Genomic DNA, 17,011 nt, shown 5'->3' on the forward strand with positions numbered 1-17,011 from the left:
CTATACAAAAATGATTAATAGAAGAGATTTTATCCAGAAAATTGCTCTTGCTTCGGGGGCAGTAATGCTTTCTGACAAAACTTTGGCTTTTGTTGAAGAAGGTAAAAAACTGGGCATTGCTTTGGTCGGTTTGGGAAACTACGCAACCAACCAACTCGCCCCAGCATTATTACAAACGAATCTTTGTAAACTGACTGGAATCGTTACGGGAAGCTCTGAAAAAGCCCAAATGTGGTCGAAACAATATAATATTCCACAGAAAAATATATATAACTATCAGAATTTCGACGAAATCAGAAACAATCCTGATATTGATATTGTGTACGTAGTACTGCCAAATTCGATGCACGCCGAATTTACGATTAGAGCAGCAAAGGCTGGTAAACACGTAATTTGCGAGAAACCTATGGCAATGAATGTGCAAGAATGTAAAGATATGATAGCTGCCTGCAATGCTGCAAAAGTGCAACTTTCGGTAGGGTATAGGCTTTATTTTGAGCCACATCACCTCGAAATGAAGCGTCTTGGCACAGAAAAAGTCTATGGCGAGGTGAAAATGATAGAAAGTAGCTTAGGTTTTTCGATGGCAAATCCGAAGGTTTGGAGATTGAATAAAGCACTTGGCGGGGGAGGGGCAATCATGGATTTGGGCGTATATTGTATTCAAGGAGCAAGACGAACATTGGGAGAGTTGCCAACGGCCGTATCGGCTCAAGGATTTATTATGGATAAAACCATTTTTAAGGATATTTATGAAGGAATGACCTTTCAAATGAATTTTCCGAGTGGTGCAATTTCCAATTCAACCACTACTTACTCATCTTACGTTGATAGGCTTCATGCTACAACTGGTTGGCGATGGTTTTCGTTGAGTCCTTCATATAATGCAATCGGTACGGCTGGACAATTCTTTGATGGTGAACGCAAAGACATGAACTTTAAAGTGCTTGATTTTCAGCAGATTAAACAAATGGATGGTTTCGCTGAAAGTATTATCAATAAACAAAAACCTGAAGCATCGGGCGAAGAGGGAATGATTGATTTGAAGATTATCGAAGCCATCAAGCAATCGGCTGAGAGTGGGAGGACGGTTAAGATTGAGTGGTAAAAAAAAAACGCAAATGATAATAATCATCTGCGTTTCGTAATTTTTGGTTCACAATCATTTGTTGTTCTGGAATTCAACAGTTTTTACTTTTTGGGGTACGAGTGTTTTGAGTCAATAGCAATTGTCATTTATTTAAAAAAACTTCGATGGTAAGAAAGCAGGTATGTAATGTTCTGCCAAATCAACAGTTTGTTTTTGTTTGATGAGCTGTACTTTTTTAGCTGCTCTTCGTTTGGTTCTGAAAGTGCCAAAGCCTTTAAATGTAACTTTGTTTCCTTTAGCAATTTCATCTTTAATTACTTCAAATAAAGCCTCGGTAATAACCGAGACCTCAGTCGCATTTATTTTGTTTCTACGACTAATTTCTTGGTTTAAGTCTGCTCGGGTCATTGGTTGTTTTGTATAATTTTCAGCAAATGTTGATATTCATAACGGAGTTTTAGCGTTTTTTTTGTTTTTTTGTAGCAATAACCGTTATGCCTTATGAATCAAAATTAATCTTCACTGTTCGCTATCACAAGTAAAAAAAAGGAGAGTTTATCAACTATGCAGTTTTGTAAGTGAAACCGTTAAAATTGTACATTAAAAATAAATAAGGAACCAAAACATTTTGCAATGAAGATAAATACACTGATTATTGATGACAATTTAGATTGGCAAAAAATTATCAGCAAGCTCGTACAGATGAATCCTCTACTAAATTTGGTTGGAGTGTGTGATTCTGCCATGCAAGCCTATGCAAAACTGGTAGATGAAGATATAGACTTACTCATTTGTGATATTGAGATGCCAGAAATGTCAGGGCTACAATTCGTAAAAAGTCTTCGCTCGGCACCGTTAGCGATTTTTGTTACCGCTCATCGAGATTATGCTTTAGATTGCTATGAGGTTTCTCCCGTTGACTTTTTATTAAAACCAATAGACCTCGACCGTTTCCTGCAAAGTATCGAAAAAGTACGTCTTAAATACTTAAATCCACCCGAAATTGCAGAGATAGAACCTTATTTTTTTGTGAGAGAGAACCTCAACTATGTGCAGATACTGTACAAAGATGTGCTTTATATGAAAGCCCAAGAGAACTTCTTGCAGATTGTAACTACTACACAAAGTTTTCTGCCGATTTTATCCATTACAAAAATGGAAGAGCAGCTCAAAGGAGATAGATTCTTGCGAGTACATCGCTCTTTTTTAGTTAATCGCTCAGAAATTAGTGTTATTGGTAAAAATGAAATTACACTTTCTAACGGGCAAGTTATTCCGATTGGTGACCAATATCGCTCTCAAATCAATCGCAAACATATAGACGGAAATTTAGTTAGCAGAAATAGCTAAACTATGAAAAATACTTTGAAAAAGCTTTTTTACATCTGCCTTTGCCATAAATATAATTTAAGTCTATGGATTATGTTTATTTGTATGAATGGATTGGCCCAGGCTCAAGATGTAACTTCCCTAAAGAATGCTTTGAAACTAACAAAGGCTGATTCTGCAAAGTGTAGGTTTTTGTATGATTTAGGAGATGCCTATGAGCGAACTCAACCCGATTCTTCCTTTTATTATTTTACCCAATTATTAGAAATTGCGAAACGTGCTAATAACAAGAAATATGTAGCACGAGCCATGTATAAACTTGGCTACATGAATATGTATTACACAAAAGATGAAACCAAGGCATTGGAGTGGTTTAATAAAAGTATTTCGGTAGCAAAACCCATAAATGATTATTATTCATTGGCAAGATGCTATCAAATTATGGGTATTATCTCTCTACATCAAGGAATTGGAAGTCCAATAGAGCTTTTTTATAAAGCGATTGAATTTGCTAAAAAAGATAATGATTGGCGAAGCTTAAACAATGCTTATGCGGTTCTTAGTAATTATTACTTTTCAACTCAAGACTATGATGAGGCCCTGAAATTTACCGAGTTGGCAATGCAATCAAGTCAAAAAAATGATATAGATGAGTGGTTTGATGATGGATTAGATTATTGTGATATTCTGCTTGTTCAAGGAAAAAAAACACAAGCGTTCACCCTTGCAAAAAAATTGGAAGTTGTAAAACCTCAATTAAAAAAAACTGAAGGTGAGTTTGTTTATCTAAATAATATTGGCCGTTTAGCGATAATATTGAAAAAGTATTCAGAAGCCGAAATGTTGTTTTTGAGAAGTTTAGAGTCTGAGCGGAAAGCTATAAAAGTTGATACTTTCCATCTTAGTTTTATTTTTAAGAACTTAGAAAAACTGTATTTAGAGCAAGGTGCTTATAAAAGAGCTTATCAGGTCAGTAAAGAATTATCAAAAGTCTTGCTGTGGCTCAAAGAAAAACGCCAAACCCAAAATAGTAGGTTGGAAATGACCAAACTCAAGGCCAAATTAGATTTAGAGAAAAAAGAGATAGAAATAACACTTTTGGAAACTCAACGACAGCAACAACAAATATTTTTGATTATTGCAGGTGTAGCCGTAATGTTATTGATTGCATTTTTACTTTTTTTGCATCGAAATCAACAAAAAATTCAAGCTCAAAAAGATACTTTGAGTGAGTTAAACACCACTAAAGATAAACTTTTTGCTATTCTTTCACATGATTTACGCTCACCTGTCGCAAGTCTAAAAAACTATATGATGCTCATTAATTGGGGAGCTTTAAGTCAGAAAGAGTTTGCCGAAGCCACAAATAGACTAAATACACAACTAAGTAATGTAGGAAATAGCTTAGATAATGTTCTGAATTGGGCTATTTCGCAGATGGAAGGATTGAAACCAAAATTAGTTAAAGTAAATGTATCTGAGATAATTGAAGAAAAAATCTCGCTGTTGCAATTTACACAAGAAGCGAAGCAGATTACAATTTACAATCAAGTATCGCCAATTGCTGAGGTAACGTTTGATAAAAACCATTTTAGAATAATCATACGCAACTTACTTCAAAATGCTCTTAAATTTACTAAAAATGGCGGTAATATTACCTTTGAATTACATAAAAATGGCACAACTACCATTCTCACAATCACCGATGATGGCGTGGGTATTGCAAAAGATAAATTGGCCAATGTGTTTGATTTAGGAAAAAACGATTCAACCAGCGGTACTGCTCACGAGAAAGGTACAGGTTTGGGTTTAGTACTTGTGAAAGAATTAGTCGAACTTAATGGAGGAAAGATAAGCGTAGAAAGCGAACTTGGCAAAGGCACAACTTTTAGTATTTTCTGTGCAGCTTCGTAAACGCTCATTAAAGCTCGATTCGCTCCGAAATTTTACAAATATCATAAGCCACTTTCTGAATATTCATAAACTGTTCGGCAATCAGAATCGTACTTTCGTCAGCATCTTCTGTATTTACACTTTTGATTTTGAGTAATTGAATATTTTCCTTTACAACAAACTCACTTTTTTCGATAATCTTCATGGCTTCTTTTATCAAAACCTCAGTATTGGTAGAAATCACCTCTAAACTTTCTATGCTTGGAAGAGTATCGAAATGTTCTCTCGAATACAAGGCAAGCGTAGCCACATACGAAGAAAGCAGATGGTTGAGTACCGAGAATTTATGCACTTCTTTGATACTCATTTGTTTGTGTTTGGGTTCGGAAAACATCCGTTGAAGACCCGAAGCCAAATTGGCACTTCTGACAAAAACTTCTTTACGTACAATCTTATACGGTACTCGTTGGTATTCTTCACCAAAGTACATTTGTGAAACTTGATGATAATATGCCAAGTTAGCTTCCAGCATTTCGATGAGCGTATTTTTGAGCTTTTTATGCTCCCAATGCGGTAAAAGTACGTAACTACCAATAAATGCCAAACCTCCACCAATAGCCGTATCATAGACACGTTCGATGAGCAAGGCACGGCTACCCATTCCTAAAAAATCAAATAGTATCAAGATAAAGGGAGTCATAAATACGACGCTGACAAGATAGGTTTTTCGTTGAAAACTATAAGTTCCGAGCATACATATCAATAAAATTCCGAAAAGCCAGTATCTATCAGTTACATAATTTAAGATGAGCATTCCAATCAAAGCACCTCCAATCGTACCAAAAAGCCTATCAAGATTACGTTCTTTGGTCAGACTGTAAGCTGGCTTCATGATAACCATGATAGTAAGGAGAATCCAATTACTATGCAAAAATTGGGTCGATTGAGCAATTATGAAGCCTATTAGCATCATACCCGAAACCCTGAGAGCATGCCTGAAGTTTTCGGATTTTAGATTAAGATTATCCAAAAATGTATCTAAATCATAAACCTGACTTGTAGTGAATGCCGTAGTTTTTAAGTCGTTTCTTGATAACTTGTGTTGTTCTTTGGCTTTAAAATAGCCATTTATTTTCTTGATTCGATTCAGAATATTTTCAACATTTATCTCGATATTTCTTAATGCTTGTAAGCCAACTACCGAAAAATCTTCATTATTTAAGCTTAGATTCTCAATCCTACTTTTTAATTTATCAAGTTTTCGTGGTAAAAGTAGGTTTATTTCTGGCTTGCTACCATCTTTGAGCGATTCGCTAATTTCGTCGATTTGCTCGGCTAAAAGATTAAGAATGTGTTCAAAATCTACTAAAATACCCGTGTGGTCAAACTGCTTGTGAAGTTTTTGATAGTTATAGAAAGTTGACATGATTTGCTCGTACAAATCAACCATATCCACAAAAATAACAAGTAGAAGTCGCCCTTCTTGAGTGTTTTCTTCTACAATCTTTGGGTTTTTGAATAATTGTTCTCTAACGGCATCGAGTTTTTCATTAACAGTTATTTGTGCTTCGATGAGTTTTTTGTAATTCTCATCATAATCCATTTCTTCTTTATAAAACCCCGATTTTATACGCATAAAAGTGGCGATTTCGGAAATGGATTCGGCCAAAGAAAGCCTTGCTAATCGGTAAGGCATAATTTGATAAATAGATAGGCTCAATAAAGCATACCAAATACCACCGAGAAAAATATAAAGTGAATAAAACAAAATTTCATTGAGCGGTCTAATATCATCAATGCCAATTATAATAACCAATAATGCCGCTACTCCCATTGAAGCTGCCCTTGCTCCATAGACATAAAGCATTGAAAACAAGAAACTTAAAGCTACAACCAAGGCCGCCGATAGGTAAACCGAAACACTACAAAGGCTTGTAAGTAGTGAAATAATCGTAACCAAGCCAATGGTGAGAAACATGGCATTTCGTCGGTGAGAAATGGGTCCAGGAGAATCAGCAATACTTGCACAAACAGCACCTAACGAAAACGTAATACCGATTTTGAGCAAATCAAATTGAGCAAGAATTAAGCTCGGAAGTACAACCCCAAATGTTATCCGAAGGCCATCACCGAAGTATTGGCTTAATACGAAGCCTTTGACTTCGTTTGGGATTTTTTTTGGTGAAATAGTTATTTCCATGCTAAAAATTGAGTGTTAAGTAGTCAATGGTCAATATCGGACCGCCGAAGCGGTCGACAAGTCCGCAGTAAACCAAATATTCATAGACAACAATTTAGCCGTTTAAAAAATTGTCGATTATATTTATCCATTACTTAGGTATCTGATTACCGAAATAAAAGCTCTTAGACTACCACTAAAACCGCAAAATAATGGCAAAAAGCTGCAAAAAGTACAAACAAATGCCATATAAAATGATTGTAGGGAATTTTCTGATTTTGATAGAAAACCGTGCCAACCAAATACAAGATTCCGCCTGCTGCTAATAAATAAATTGATTTGCTGGGTATTTGGTTCCAAAAATCGGTGCCAAGAAAAAATACCAAACAGCCAATAAAAATATAAATTAAAGTAGAAATTAATCGGAATTTGCCAGTAAAAAAGATTTTTTTTACAACTCCCAAGGCAATCAAAGTCCATTGAATGCCAAGAAACCATTGAGCAGTTTGGGGTGTAGTATATAGAATTACAAACGGAACGTAAGTGCCGCCAATAAGAAAGAAAATGCTGATATGGTCGAAGATTCTAAGTGTTTTTTTGACGAGTGGGTTGGCAAAAGCATGATAGAGTGTAGAAAATGTAAACATTAACAAAATGGTGCAGCAGTAAAATGCTACACCAAAAGTCAATATTGAATGACCCTTCGGCACAACAGATGCTATTAAAACTGGTGCCGCTACCACCGTTAATAATATACCTAAGCCATGTGAAAGGGCATTGGCCATTTCGGTTTTTATTTCTGATGGAGTGTTCATTTAGAATATTTACGAATTTAGGATTAGGACTGTATTAAGGATTGATGGAACACGGATAACACGGATGCAAGCATCGCAGATTAGCACGGATTTTCTTAAATATCTGTGATTATCAGCGGTTTAAAATTAGCGTTCTAAATTATTAAAATTGAACCCTTCGTACACTCCAAACTTAGAATTACGATTGACGAATATTATATCAGATTTTTCGAAATATATCAACATTCTAAAATCGTTAATTATTATTCCGAGCATTGGTCGCTTAAATCAATTGATTGTGAATTTTAGTAGTCGCTGCCTGCACCGCCACCACCAAAGCTGCCTTTGCCAAAATCGGTTTTATTGGGTTGATTTGGTTGTTGCATGGCCTGATTGACAATAAATGCTTCTAAATTTTTGTATTCATTCGTTCCCATAGCTTCCGATGTAAGGCCAAATTTAGGTGATTTCAGTACACGAATTGCCCAAACACAAAAAGCAACAAGAAGGCCACCTCCGATAGACATTGCCCATTCGAGCGGTAATACCGAAAAGTATTGTCGATACGTAAATATCGAAAAAGCGGCGGCTCCGATACCAACCAGTAGGAATTTACGGTTATGCTTTCGTAGGCCATAAATGATGTAAGCAATCGGAATAACAGTGCTGAAAAAATAAAATAGTGCTGCATAATCAATCTGAACAGATGTTCCCAGATTGTTTAATAGGGCATTTCCTTCTCTTACAATCAGATAGTTGCCGCCAAGATAGAAAGATGCCAATGCCAAAATTTCAATGATATTCTGACATTCATCGTGATAAACACTTATTGATTTTTCTTGCCAAAGCTTAACAAAAAAGTAGGTTCCGGCCGAAATAATCATCAAAACGAAAGGAATAATAACTTTACCGATTGGGTTTTCGGTCACGACAACAAACCAAAGAGTGAGCCATACAATGTAGCTTACAAACGCTACAAGTGGGTCGGCATAACGAAGTACGGCAGGTATTAATAATACGAGAGCAATTACACAATAAATCCAAGCTTGAAAATCGTAGTTTGTAAAGCCTACAAATGCACCAAATGCCGCACTCAGCATGGCATAAAGCAAGGCATTATCTACACCCGAACGATAGAAATTGTTTTTTTTGATGAAATACTCTAAAAAATAAAGGAAAACAACTGAATAAATGAGACTAATGATGGCAAAACCAAACCGAGACTCAGAGAATATTTCGAATAAGAAAAGTGAGACAAAGCCCAAACTTGCCGAAGCTACAATGCAAGTGAATAAAAATAATCCAATTTTTACAAAGGAATTAGACTGATGGAATCCGACTGGAAAAGCTTGAATTGCCTCCTTGCGTTGTTCGTCTGAAATCAATTTTCTGAAATACCAATCATCAATAATTTCTTGTTTGTTGATATTTTCAACCCAAGTTTCGTTATATGCTTTTTTCATTTCTTTAGCCCTACAATTTCTTTGATTTTGATTAAAAATATGACAACTCCAGTTCCTGAAAGAACAAAATATAGCATGAACAAAAATGGGTCAATATCATCGGGTAAGATTTTAAATATTGTGTAAGTAAAAGCAATGTAGCCATAAATAACCCCCATCAATAAAAATAAGAATGAATGTTTGGTACGTGCATAAACAATGCTAAGATAGGCCAGAATGCCTACAATGATGCCATAAATAACCTTCAAGTCAAACGCAAAAAGCCCTGATAAAGCAGCAATAAATGTCAGATTTCCACCGAATACAAAATAGGTAAAACCAAAATGCTTTTTAAGCGATTTTTGAATAGAAAACCAACCGACAATAATTAGCACAATACCGAGTGAAATAGATGTAATTACTAAATCTTGGCTATTAAAATCATTGTTTTTAAGCAAGCGAAGCGGTGTAATACTTATGCCAATCCAAGATGCTAATGCGGTAATGGCCATTGATAAAACCCCTCGGTGGTCGAAGTAGTAGGCACAGAAAAAGAACAAAACCGCAGGTAAGAAAGCCGCAAGGCCGTAGCGATTACCAAAAAAACTATATTGATATTGTAAGTATCCTTCGAGTGTAAGAAACGCCAAACATCCTCCCAAAAGTGCAAAGTCGTCAAGGTTGGTTGTTTCTTCTAATTCTTCCCAAGAAAATGGTTTTCTATGGCTAAAGGCATAATAAAAACACCCGACACAAACTAATGCAACGAGACCAATCAGAATGTTATGTCCTATGGTATCAATGTTTTCGTAAATAACAAAACCTAAGCCTGTACTCAAAAGCATAATTCCGAGATAAAGCAGTAATCTTAGTTCCCAGTGAATAGAAAAAGGTTGAGTTGAGTCCGAAGTTTTTATTTGAGCGGCTTGTTCTTCAGAAATAATCTTTTTTTCGGCAAGTTTGTCAACTAAATATGAGTTTTGCATAGGCTTTTGCTACTTTTTGTTAAAAGTACTCAATGTTTTTCATTTGCAAAATGCCAATCGTTTTTATTACCCTAATCTGTTCAAATCAAAATATCGTTTTACGAGTAAATTAATGAAGCGTTTGAGATACATTTCATTCAAGAAAGTATTCGACCAATTATCAAATCGTTGGCACTGAATACCTATATAAAAGAAGTAGAGACTTATACCAAGCATGGGTAAGATTCGCTTTTCTTCTTCCGAAATTGGCGTGATAGATTCGTAACCTGCCATGAAACTATCCATCTTTAATTTACAAAGAGTTTCGTCTCTTTCGGTGCTGTGTAATTGCAAAATATAGTAAGCAATATCCATACAAAGCCAGCCATTTCCACAAAAATCGAAGTCGAAAATAGTGATTTTTCCTTCTTTCGTAATGTTGAGGTTATCGAACCAAATATCCAAATGTACACTGCCTTTTCTGATTTCTTCCAGATTTACTTTAGAAAACTCGTCCCGTAAATACGCTTGTGTGGACTTCATAAAAGCCATTTCTTCCGTATCGTCTGGAAGGAAATTTGGTAAATATTCAAATACACTTCCGATTAAAACTTTGGGTGTATATTCAATTCTTTTTACATGTAAGTTTTTGGTAATCTGATGAATTTGTGCCATCAAAACCCCAATTTGAAAGTGGTTTTGCTCATCAAAATTTAGCAATTTTTCACCCTCAGCATACGAAAACATAACAGCCAAACGCTCACCTTCGGGTGCATTCATAGTTTGAATATAGCTTTCAGATTTATCAGTAATCGGATAAGAAATCGAAACATCATGAGCTTTAAGTAAATTGAGAAGTCTAATTTCTTCTGAAATCTCCCTTTTACTTCGCCAATTAAAGCTGTAAACCCTGAAAATAAATCGTTTTTCGCCATCTTTAATCAAATATGTATGATTGATTCCTGCCTTTAGTAAATTACATGAAGTAAAGCTACTCAGACCATATTTTTCTTGAACAAAACGTGCCAAATGAGTAGGTGAGAGGTTAGAACTGATAACAGGAAAAGGGTTCATTTTTATGAGGATTTAATTAAAAAGCTGTGGCACATTATTGAAGTGTACCACAGCTTTTATGGATATTTTATTCTATAATTTTAAATATCTTCAATTCTAAACAAGTGGAAAGGCAGAATATTTGGGTCAAGCTCTACGTAGTTTGTGTCGCCTTTCCAGATATAAGTTGCTCCCGAAATCAAATCGTGTACTCGATAACTTTCCCACTCGTTTTTGCCGATTTTCCATAATGGAATCTTCACAAAACCACCTTGGCGATTATAGCCATCAAGGCTCGTTATGCAAAGTATTCTATTTCCATTACTGGCAGTTTTTAGATAAGCCAATAACTGCTCGTTGGCTATTTCGCAGAAATCAATATTATTTGTACTATGGAAAGCCGTATTTTCTTTACGAATACGATTCACCTGCGAAATCACATACGTTAGTTTATTGCGGTGTTCCCAATTCCACCATTTTATTTCGTATTTCTCCGAAAACGCATATTCTTCTTTGCCTGGGTAAGGTGCATGATACATATATTCATACGTTGGGCCAAAGATTCCGTAATTCCCAACGAGCGTAGCCGCCATAAAATAACGAATCAAAAACAATGGCTCATGGCCAGTTTGGAGCATATAAGGGTCAATATCGTGCGTATTTGGCCAAAAGTTTGGTCGGAAAAAATGCCTCATTTCGCCCTTCGTTAGCTCAGTCATATACTCGATGAGTTCGGCTTTTGAAGTTCGCCACACATAATAGGTATATGATTGTGTGTAGCCCAGCTTGGCCAATTGTTGCATTACTTTTGGCTTCGTAAATGCTTCGGCCAAGAAAATCATATCAGGGTAATCTTTCTTCACCTCTGCAATTACCCATTCCCAAAAGCAAAATGATTTTGTGTGTGGGTTATCAACTCGAATGATGCGAACGCCCCATTCGGCCCAAGTCATAATTACTGATTTGAGTTCTTGCCACAAGTTTTTCCAATCTTCGGTTTCGAAATTTACTGGATAAATATCTTGATATTTTTTCGGAGGATTTTCGGCATATTTAATTGTACCATCTGGCAAAATCTTAAACCAATCGGGGTGTTCTTTCACCCAAGGATGGTCAGGTGAGCATTGGATAGCCAAATCCATCGCAATTTCCATGTCATATTTCTTACATTCTTCTACCAAATGCTTGAAATCAGCCAGATTTCCGAGTTCTGAATGAATAGCCGTGTGTCCACCTTCTTCCGAACCGATTCCGTAAGGTACACCCGCATCTCCTTCTTCGGCATTGACTGTATTATTTTTTCCTTTGCGGTGAGTTTTTCCGATTGGGTGAATTGGCGGAAGATAAAGCACATCAAAGCCCATTTCGGCAATACGTGGTAAAAGTGCTTCTACATCTTTAAATGTACCGTGCTTCCCAACTTCACGAGCGGCCGAGCGTGGAAACATTGAATACCAAGCCGAGAATCCAGCTTTTTCACGGTCAACGTAAAGTTTTAATTCTTGATAACGAAATGCCGACTGACGCTCGGGGTATTTTGTTAGCCATTCGTGCATTTGGTCGCTCATTGCAATCTGAATCGCCTCATTGTATCTGCTTTCATTGCCCATTGCTTTGGCCGCTTCTTGAATCGCCTTTTTGTCATCGCCTTTGGCCAATTTTGCCATGCCATTCAAGAATAACTCTCCTTGCATCATTTCTACTTTCAGATGCTGCCCGTCACGTACTTTGAGGTCAACTTCGTGTTGCCAACTGGCAATGTGGTCAACCCAAGCCTCAACTGTATAAGTGTAGAAACCTTGCTTGGCAGCCGTAAATCTACCAACCCAGCGGTCGTTGCCCATGCTGGACATAACCACTTCGCTCCAGTTTTTATCAGACTCGTGTTTGTAAAGTAATCGAGCCGCCAAATTATCGTGTCCGTCAATCAGGATGTCGGCTTCAACCGTAATAGTTTCATTGATAATCGCTTTAGTGGCAAATCGTCCGCCATCAATTTCGGGCGTTACACGCTCCACAATAGCACGGCTCTGTCCAACGGCAGGGAAAGGAAAATGATTTTTCATAAATCGAAACAGATGGACCAATGATTATATGAGATTTTGATTCTCAATCATCAGTTAGCGTTATTCATCATTTAGGTTAAAGAAATATTCTTCAAATTTCTTTTTTTTTCTGCTAAGAAACAAGTTTAGCATGAAGTTTGCTACCATTTAATCAAATTCAAATAAAAAATACTATGAAAAAAGTTTTGTTATCTGCGATTATTACGGTTAGTAGCTTAAGTCTTTCTTTTGCACATAATTACGATGGAATCGGTTCTATTACCGCTCCTAAAGATAATTCTGATAAAATTATAATTATTTCAAAGACATCAAATGAGCAATCGAATAATATTCAAGCAGGAAAAGCTCGTGTGATGGTGCAAGAGATTGAAAACGACGATTTAGGGCAAGAATTGGCCTCAAATACTAAAGAAGTAGAGGTTTCAAGCACTAAATTCAACGATGATAACTTCAAATACGTGAAAGAAAAACGTGATTTGATTGGTTACGCATTGCAATTGGCTTCTTTCTCTGATTTGACTTTGGCGAAAGAATATGCCTTGAAAATTGCTCAAAAAGGCGATGCCGAAAAACGCCAGTTATTTATTTATACAGTAAATAACCCCGAGAAAACTTTTTACAAAGTTTATTTTGGTTTATTGAAAACTGATGAGTCGGCTCGTGAAAAACAACGTACGTTTCTTTCGCTCGGATATTCACCGTTTGTAAAAGAATTTAGATAAGAAATTACGCAAAAGAAAAATCTTTCATAGGAAACTCACGATACAAAAAATCGTGAGTTTTTTTTATGCTTAAAAATGAATTGGCACGCTATTTGACACCGCTTAATCATAAAAGAGAACAAGAAAAGATTCATTCAAAACACTCATTACCATAAAAATACAATGACTATGAAAGCACGTTTTATTTACTTACTTGGAGCTGTCCTTACAACTTTTGCCATCAAAAGTCAAGCTCAAGAAGTTACGGCCAGTTTAGCTGATGACCTCGGAATTGGCAAATCATCTGCTGCGAAAGAAGAAAATGCCTCTATGTCTTTCAATAAGAAAGTAAAATTGACAAACACAGAAAACGGAAAGTCGGTAGTAGTAAGAATCAACGACCGTGTGAAGTCTGGGGATAATAATACAATGGCTAATATCTCGAAAAGTGCAATGGACGAAATAGGAGCGAAGTCGGGAAAAGCTAAAGTAAAAGTACAAGAAATACAAGGCGATGATGAAGTTGAGCGTTTTTGGGCAACTGCTGATGCTTCTGCTTCAACGACTGTAAACAACACTACAACATTAAAGAAAACAGTAAAAGAGAAGGAAGTTGAGGTTGAAACTACAAAATTAGAAGGTTTCGATATCAATCACGTATATGATTTGAATGGTAAAATGAAAGACCTTTCAGGTTTCGGATTACAAATTGCAGCATTCGGACAACTAAAAGCCGCAAAAGAATTTGCAGCAAAATTAGCCAAAAATGGTGATGCCGAAATCGAAAAAATATTTATTCAAGTAAGCAAGTCGGCCGATAAACCAATGGTTTACCGTGTAGTTTACGGCTTATTTGAAGATAAAGCAAATGCCGAAGATACTCAAAAGAAAATGGAGAATCTGGGCTATAACTCATTTGTGAAAGGGTTCTAATCTAAATTTGTCAGGAAAGACGATTTTCACAATGCTTTCTTTTATTGATGAAAATTAATAATGGAAGGTTCTTAGAAAAACCACCAATCGAAAGAAAAGTGGTTAACTCCCCTCGAAAGTGGGGAGTTTTTTGTTTTTATGCAATCTTTTGGAGTATTATTTCGTCTATATAAATAGTTTTGTGTTCTCAATAAAATTTCTGCTAATGCGTTTTTCGATAACTATTATTCTGAGTCTCATATTTCGATTTGTGGGAGTTGCACAAGATTCTATGCCCGCAACGCCCGTTGTGTGTTATTTGTCCGAACAAAATAGTTTTACCGAAATCCCCGCTCAAGAATTTATTTCGGCCAGTAGCCGTTTAGCAGCTACTTCAAATATCGAAGTGACCTACGTTGATTTTACCGAACAAGCCAAAATTCCATTTGAATATGCAGTGGCAATCTGGGAAAAATACTTGATTTCGACGCAGACTATTCGGATAAAAGCTACTTGGTCAAAAACTATGTCTAACACAGTTTTGGCCGAAACAGGAGCAACCCGTATTTACAGAAGTAGTACCAATATCCCGAATTTGCCCTATTCAAATGTATGGTACCCAACTCCATTGGCCGAAGCTCTTTCGGGTAAAGACCTAAATTCGGCCGATTACGATATGACAGTAACTGTCAATAGTGCTATCAATTGGTATTATGGAACAGATGCTAAAGCTCAAGCTGGTAAATACGATATGATTACAGTTTTGCTGCACGAAATTGCTCATGGCTTAGGTTTTTCATCGTCAATGAGTGTTACAGATACTCAAGGTTTATACGGGCAGTCGGGTAGTGCCTATGTTTTTGATGTGTTTATGCAAGATTCAAAAAAAGTGAAACTTACAAATACGGGTATTTACGGTAATCCATCGACTGATTTAAAAACTTCACTTACAAGCAATGCTCTGTATTTTGGTCTGAAAAATCCTGCTTTTGCGAATACTTTGCCACGACTTTATGCTCCGTCTCCTTACAAAAGCGGTTCAAGTTTTTCGCATCTCGATGAAAGTACTTATCCAGTTGGGTCGGCTAATTCTTTAATGTCGCCGAGTGTGAGAGCTGCCGAAGTAAACCACACGCCAGGAGATTTACTACTGAATTGCTTGAACGAAATGGGATGGCAAATCAATGGCCTAAATGGGTATGTTGTAACTGGCGTTGAAACAATTCCTGAGCAGTCGCTCGAAGTGTTGGTTTTCCCTAATCCCGTAGAAGATGCCGTAAGTGTTGCTTTCCCATTACAATCTCAACCTCGTGCTATCAAAATCGAACTTTTTGATAGTGTTGGCAAACTATTGCAAAGTATTGAAAAACAAGGAGTTACAGTCGAAACTTTTACGATAGATGTAAATGCCTTGAATGAGGGAATGTACTTTCTGAGGGTTTTAGATGGGCAAAAAACTTCAGTTAAGAAACTGGTGAAGTAACTTAATAATTAAACTTATCTTTCCATTTATTGATTGGTTTTTCAATCAGATACCATGAAATTGTGGAAATTACAACCGTAACAGCATAAAGGAAAATGATTTTCAAAACCATGTTTTCTTCTATTACAGGCAATTTATTAAGCATCTTCACCACAGGGTTAGACGGTGAGTTATGGTAATGATTATAAATAAATTTATGGTAGATATAAATTCCATAGCTGATTCGACCCAAATAAACCGTTGCTTTGTTTTCTAACACACTTTTCGTGACGCCACTAAAACCATAAACGGCATTTCCGACCATGAAAAGTGAGAAAAACGACTCAAAAAGGCGTAGAAAGACTACCGTGATAATGTTATGTCCATCAGGAAATTGCTTACCCCATAGTACAATTCCGATGTATAAAAATAGACTAACCGCCAACCAAACCTTATTAGTTACAAATTTCTTGACTGCTTCATTTTTATGAAAATAGAAATAGGCAAATAGACCACCGATTCCAAAAGCATCTAAACAAGTTGGCATCAACACGTATGGCGTCATCCAAGCTGTGCCGTTGAGGAAGAAAAACAAGCGAAGCCCGACCGATAAAGCAATAAAACCAAAGAGAATTTTAGGCAACGAACGAGCTGATAAAAAGAAAACTATAAACGGAAAAAACAAATAAAACTGCTCTTCAACCGCCAAAGACCAAAGGTGGTCGCTCGAACCCATCCAAGTTTGTTTGATTGCGATGTACATATTAGTCGTGTAGGTGATATACCACCAAATTTTTTCACGAACTGGCTCAACATTCCAAATAAACAAGGCCAAAATAGTGAGATAATAAATCGGGAAAATCCTGACTGTTCGGCGAATGTAAAATTGTTTCAAAGAAAACTTATGTGAACGACCTAAACTCTCATCTTTTTGGCGAGCCTGTAACAGAATACGAGTAATCAGAAAGCCACTCAGCACAAAAAACATACAAACTCCCAAATAACTAATCGGAAACTGCAAGGCATCGCCCGACCAATGGTCAATCAAAACCATCGTTACCGCCAAAAAGCGAAGCCCGTCTAATTGTCTTAAATATGAAGTGTTTGTGGTTGTTTGTGTCATTA

The 17,011-nt window shown here is 36.5% G+C and carries 14 protein-coding genes; 6 read left to right on the plus strand and 8 right to left on the minus strand.

Translation table 11 applies throughout. From position 1 onward, the window contains the following. Positions 1–10 precede the first annotated feature (10 nt). Positions 11–1,108 (plus strand): Gfo/Idh/MocA family protein, encoded by a 1,098-nt coding sequence (locus IEX65_RS04465; protein WP_188764832.1) that lies wholly within the window; start codon positions 11–13, stop codon positions 1,106–1,108. Positions 1,109–1,240: 132 nt separating this feature from the next. Here the strand turns inward: IEX65_RS04465 and IEX65_RS04470 are convergent, their stop codons facing one another. Then, positions 1,241–1,534 (minus strand): HU family DNA-binding protein, encoded by a 294-nt coding sequence (locus IEX65_RS04470; protein ID WP_262891835.1) that lies wholly within the window; start codon positions 1,532–1,534, stop codon positions 1,241–1,243. 189 nt (positions 1,535–1,723) lie between these two features. Here IEX65_RS04470 and IEX65_RS04475 point away from each other — a divergent pair, with 189 nt between their 5' ends. Further along, positions 1,724–2,440 (plus strand): LytR/AlgR family response regulator transcription factor, encoded by a 717-nt coding sequence (locus IEX65_RS04475; protein ID WP_188764834.1) that lies wholly within the window; start codon positions 1,724–1,726, stop codon positions 2,438–2,440. Positions 2,441–2,443: 3 nt separating this feature from the next. After that, the gene (locus IEX65_RS04480; RefSeq protein WP_188764835.1) at positions 2,444–4,333 is read left to right on the plus strand and encodes an ATP-binding protein; all 1,890 of its coding nucleotides are present in this window, start codon (positions 2,444–2,446) and stop codon (positions 4,331–4,333) included. 7 nt (positions 4,334–4,340) lie between these two features. Here IEX65_RS04480 and IEX65_RS04485 read toward each other — a convergent pair whose 3' ends face one another. From IEX65_RS04485 to IEX65_RS04510, 6 genes are all read right to left on the minus strand, one after another. Beyond that, positions 4,341–6,512 carry an FUSC family membrane protein gene (locus IEX65_RS04485; protein ID WP_229250516.1) on the minus strand — a complete coding sequence of 724 codons (2,172 nt, stop codon included), beginning with the start codon at positions 6,510–6,512 and terminating at the stop codon, positions 4,341–4,343. A 164-nt stretch (positions 6,513–6,676) separates the two neighbouring features. Next, positions 6,677–7,306: a PAQR family membrane homeostasis protein TrhA gene (gene trhA, locus IEX65_RS04490; RefSeq protein WP_188764836.1), complete on the minus strand. Its 630-nt coding sequence runs from the start codon at positions 7,304–7,306 to the stop codon at positions 6,677–6,679. A 284-nt stretch (positions 7,307–7,590) separates the two neighbouring features. Continuing rightward, positions 7,591–8,748, minus strand: coding sequence for a hypothetical protein (locus IEX65_RS04495; RefSeq protein WP_188764837.1), 1,158 nt, complete (start codon positions 8,746–8,748; stop codon positions 7,591–7,593). Continuing rightward, positions 8,745–9,713 (minus strand): DUF2157 domain-containing protein, encoded by a 969-nt coding sequence (locus IEX65_RS04500; RefSeq protein ID WP_188764838.1) that lies wholly within the window; start codon positions 9,711–9,713, stop codon positions 8,745–8,747. The genes IEX65_RS04495 and IEX65_RS04500 overlap by 4 nt, the downstream gene beginning before the upstream one ends. A 66-nt stretch (positions 9,714–9,779) precedes the next feature. Then, positions 9,780–10,766: a phosphotransferase enzyme family protein gene (locus IEX65_RS04505; protein ID WP_188764839.1), complete on the minus strand. Its 987-nt coding sequence runs from the start codon at positions 10,764–10,766 to the stop codon at positions 9,780–9,782. 80 nt (positions 10,767–10,846) lie between these two features. Further along, complete coding sequence (locus tag IEX65_RS04510; protein ID WP_188764840.1) at positions 10,847–12,811, minus strand: alpha-1,4-glucan--maltose-1-phosphate maltosyltransferase; 1,965 nt, start codon at positions 12,809–12,811, stop codon at positions 10,847–10,849. A 173-nt stretch (positions 12,812–12,984) separates the two neighbouring features. Between IEX65_RS04510 and IEX65_RS04515 the strand changes: the two genes are divergently transcribed. From IEX65_RS04515 to IEX65_RS04525, 3 genes are all read left to right on the plus strand, one after another. Continuing rightward, on the plus strand, positions 12,985–13,533 hold the full coding sequence (locus IEX65_RS04515; protein WP_188764841.1) for an SPOR domain-containing protein: 549 nt from the start codon (positions 12,985–12,987) through the stop codon (positions 13,531–13,533). Positions 13,534–13,695: 162 nt separating this feature from the next. Next, positions 13,696–14,445 (plus strand): SPOR domain-containing protein, encoded by a 750-nt coding sequence (locus IEX65_RS04520; RefSeq protein ID WP_188764842.1) that lies wholly within the window; start codon positions 13,696–13,698, stop codon positions 14,443–14,445. A 205-nt stretch (positions 14,446–14,650) separates the two neighbouring features. Then, complete coding sequence (locus IEX65_RS04525; protein WP_188764843.1) at positions 14,651–15,907, plus strand: T9SS type A sorting domain-containing protein; 1,257 nt, start codon at positions 14,651–14,653, stop codon at positions 15,905–15,907. 1 nt (position 15,908) lies between these two features. Here IEX65_RS04525 and IEX65_RS04530 read toward each other — a convergent pair whose 3' ends face one another. Next, positions 15,909–17,009, minus strand: coding sequence for an acyltransferase family protein (locus tag IEX65_RS04530; RefSeq protein WP_188764844.1), 1,101 nt, complete (start codon positions 17,007–17,009; stop codon positions 15,909–15,911). Positions 17,010–17,011 lie beyond the last annotated feature (2 nt).

The organism is Emticicia aquatilis, from assembly GCF_014644295.1.
Classification (GTDB): Bacteria; Bacteroidota; Bacteroidia; order Cytophagales; family Spirosomataceae; genus Emticicia; species Emticicia aquatilis.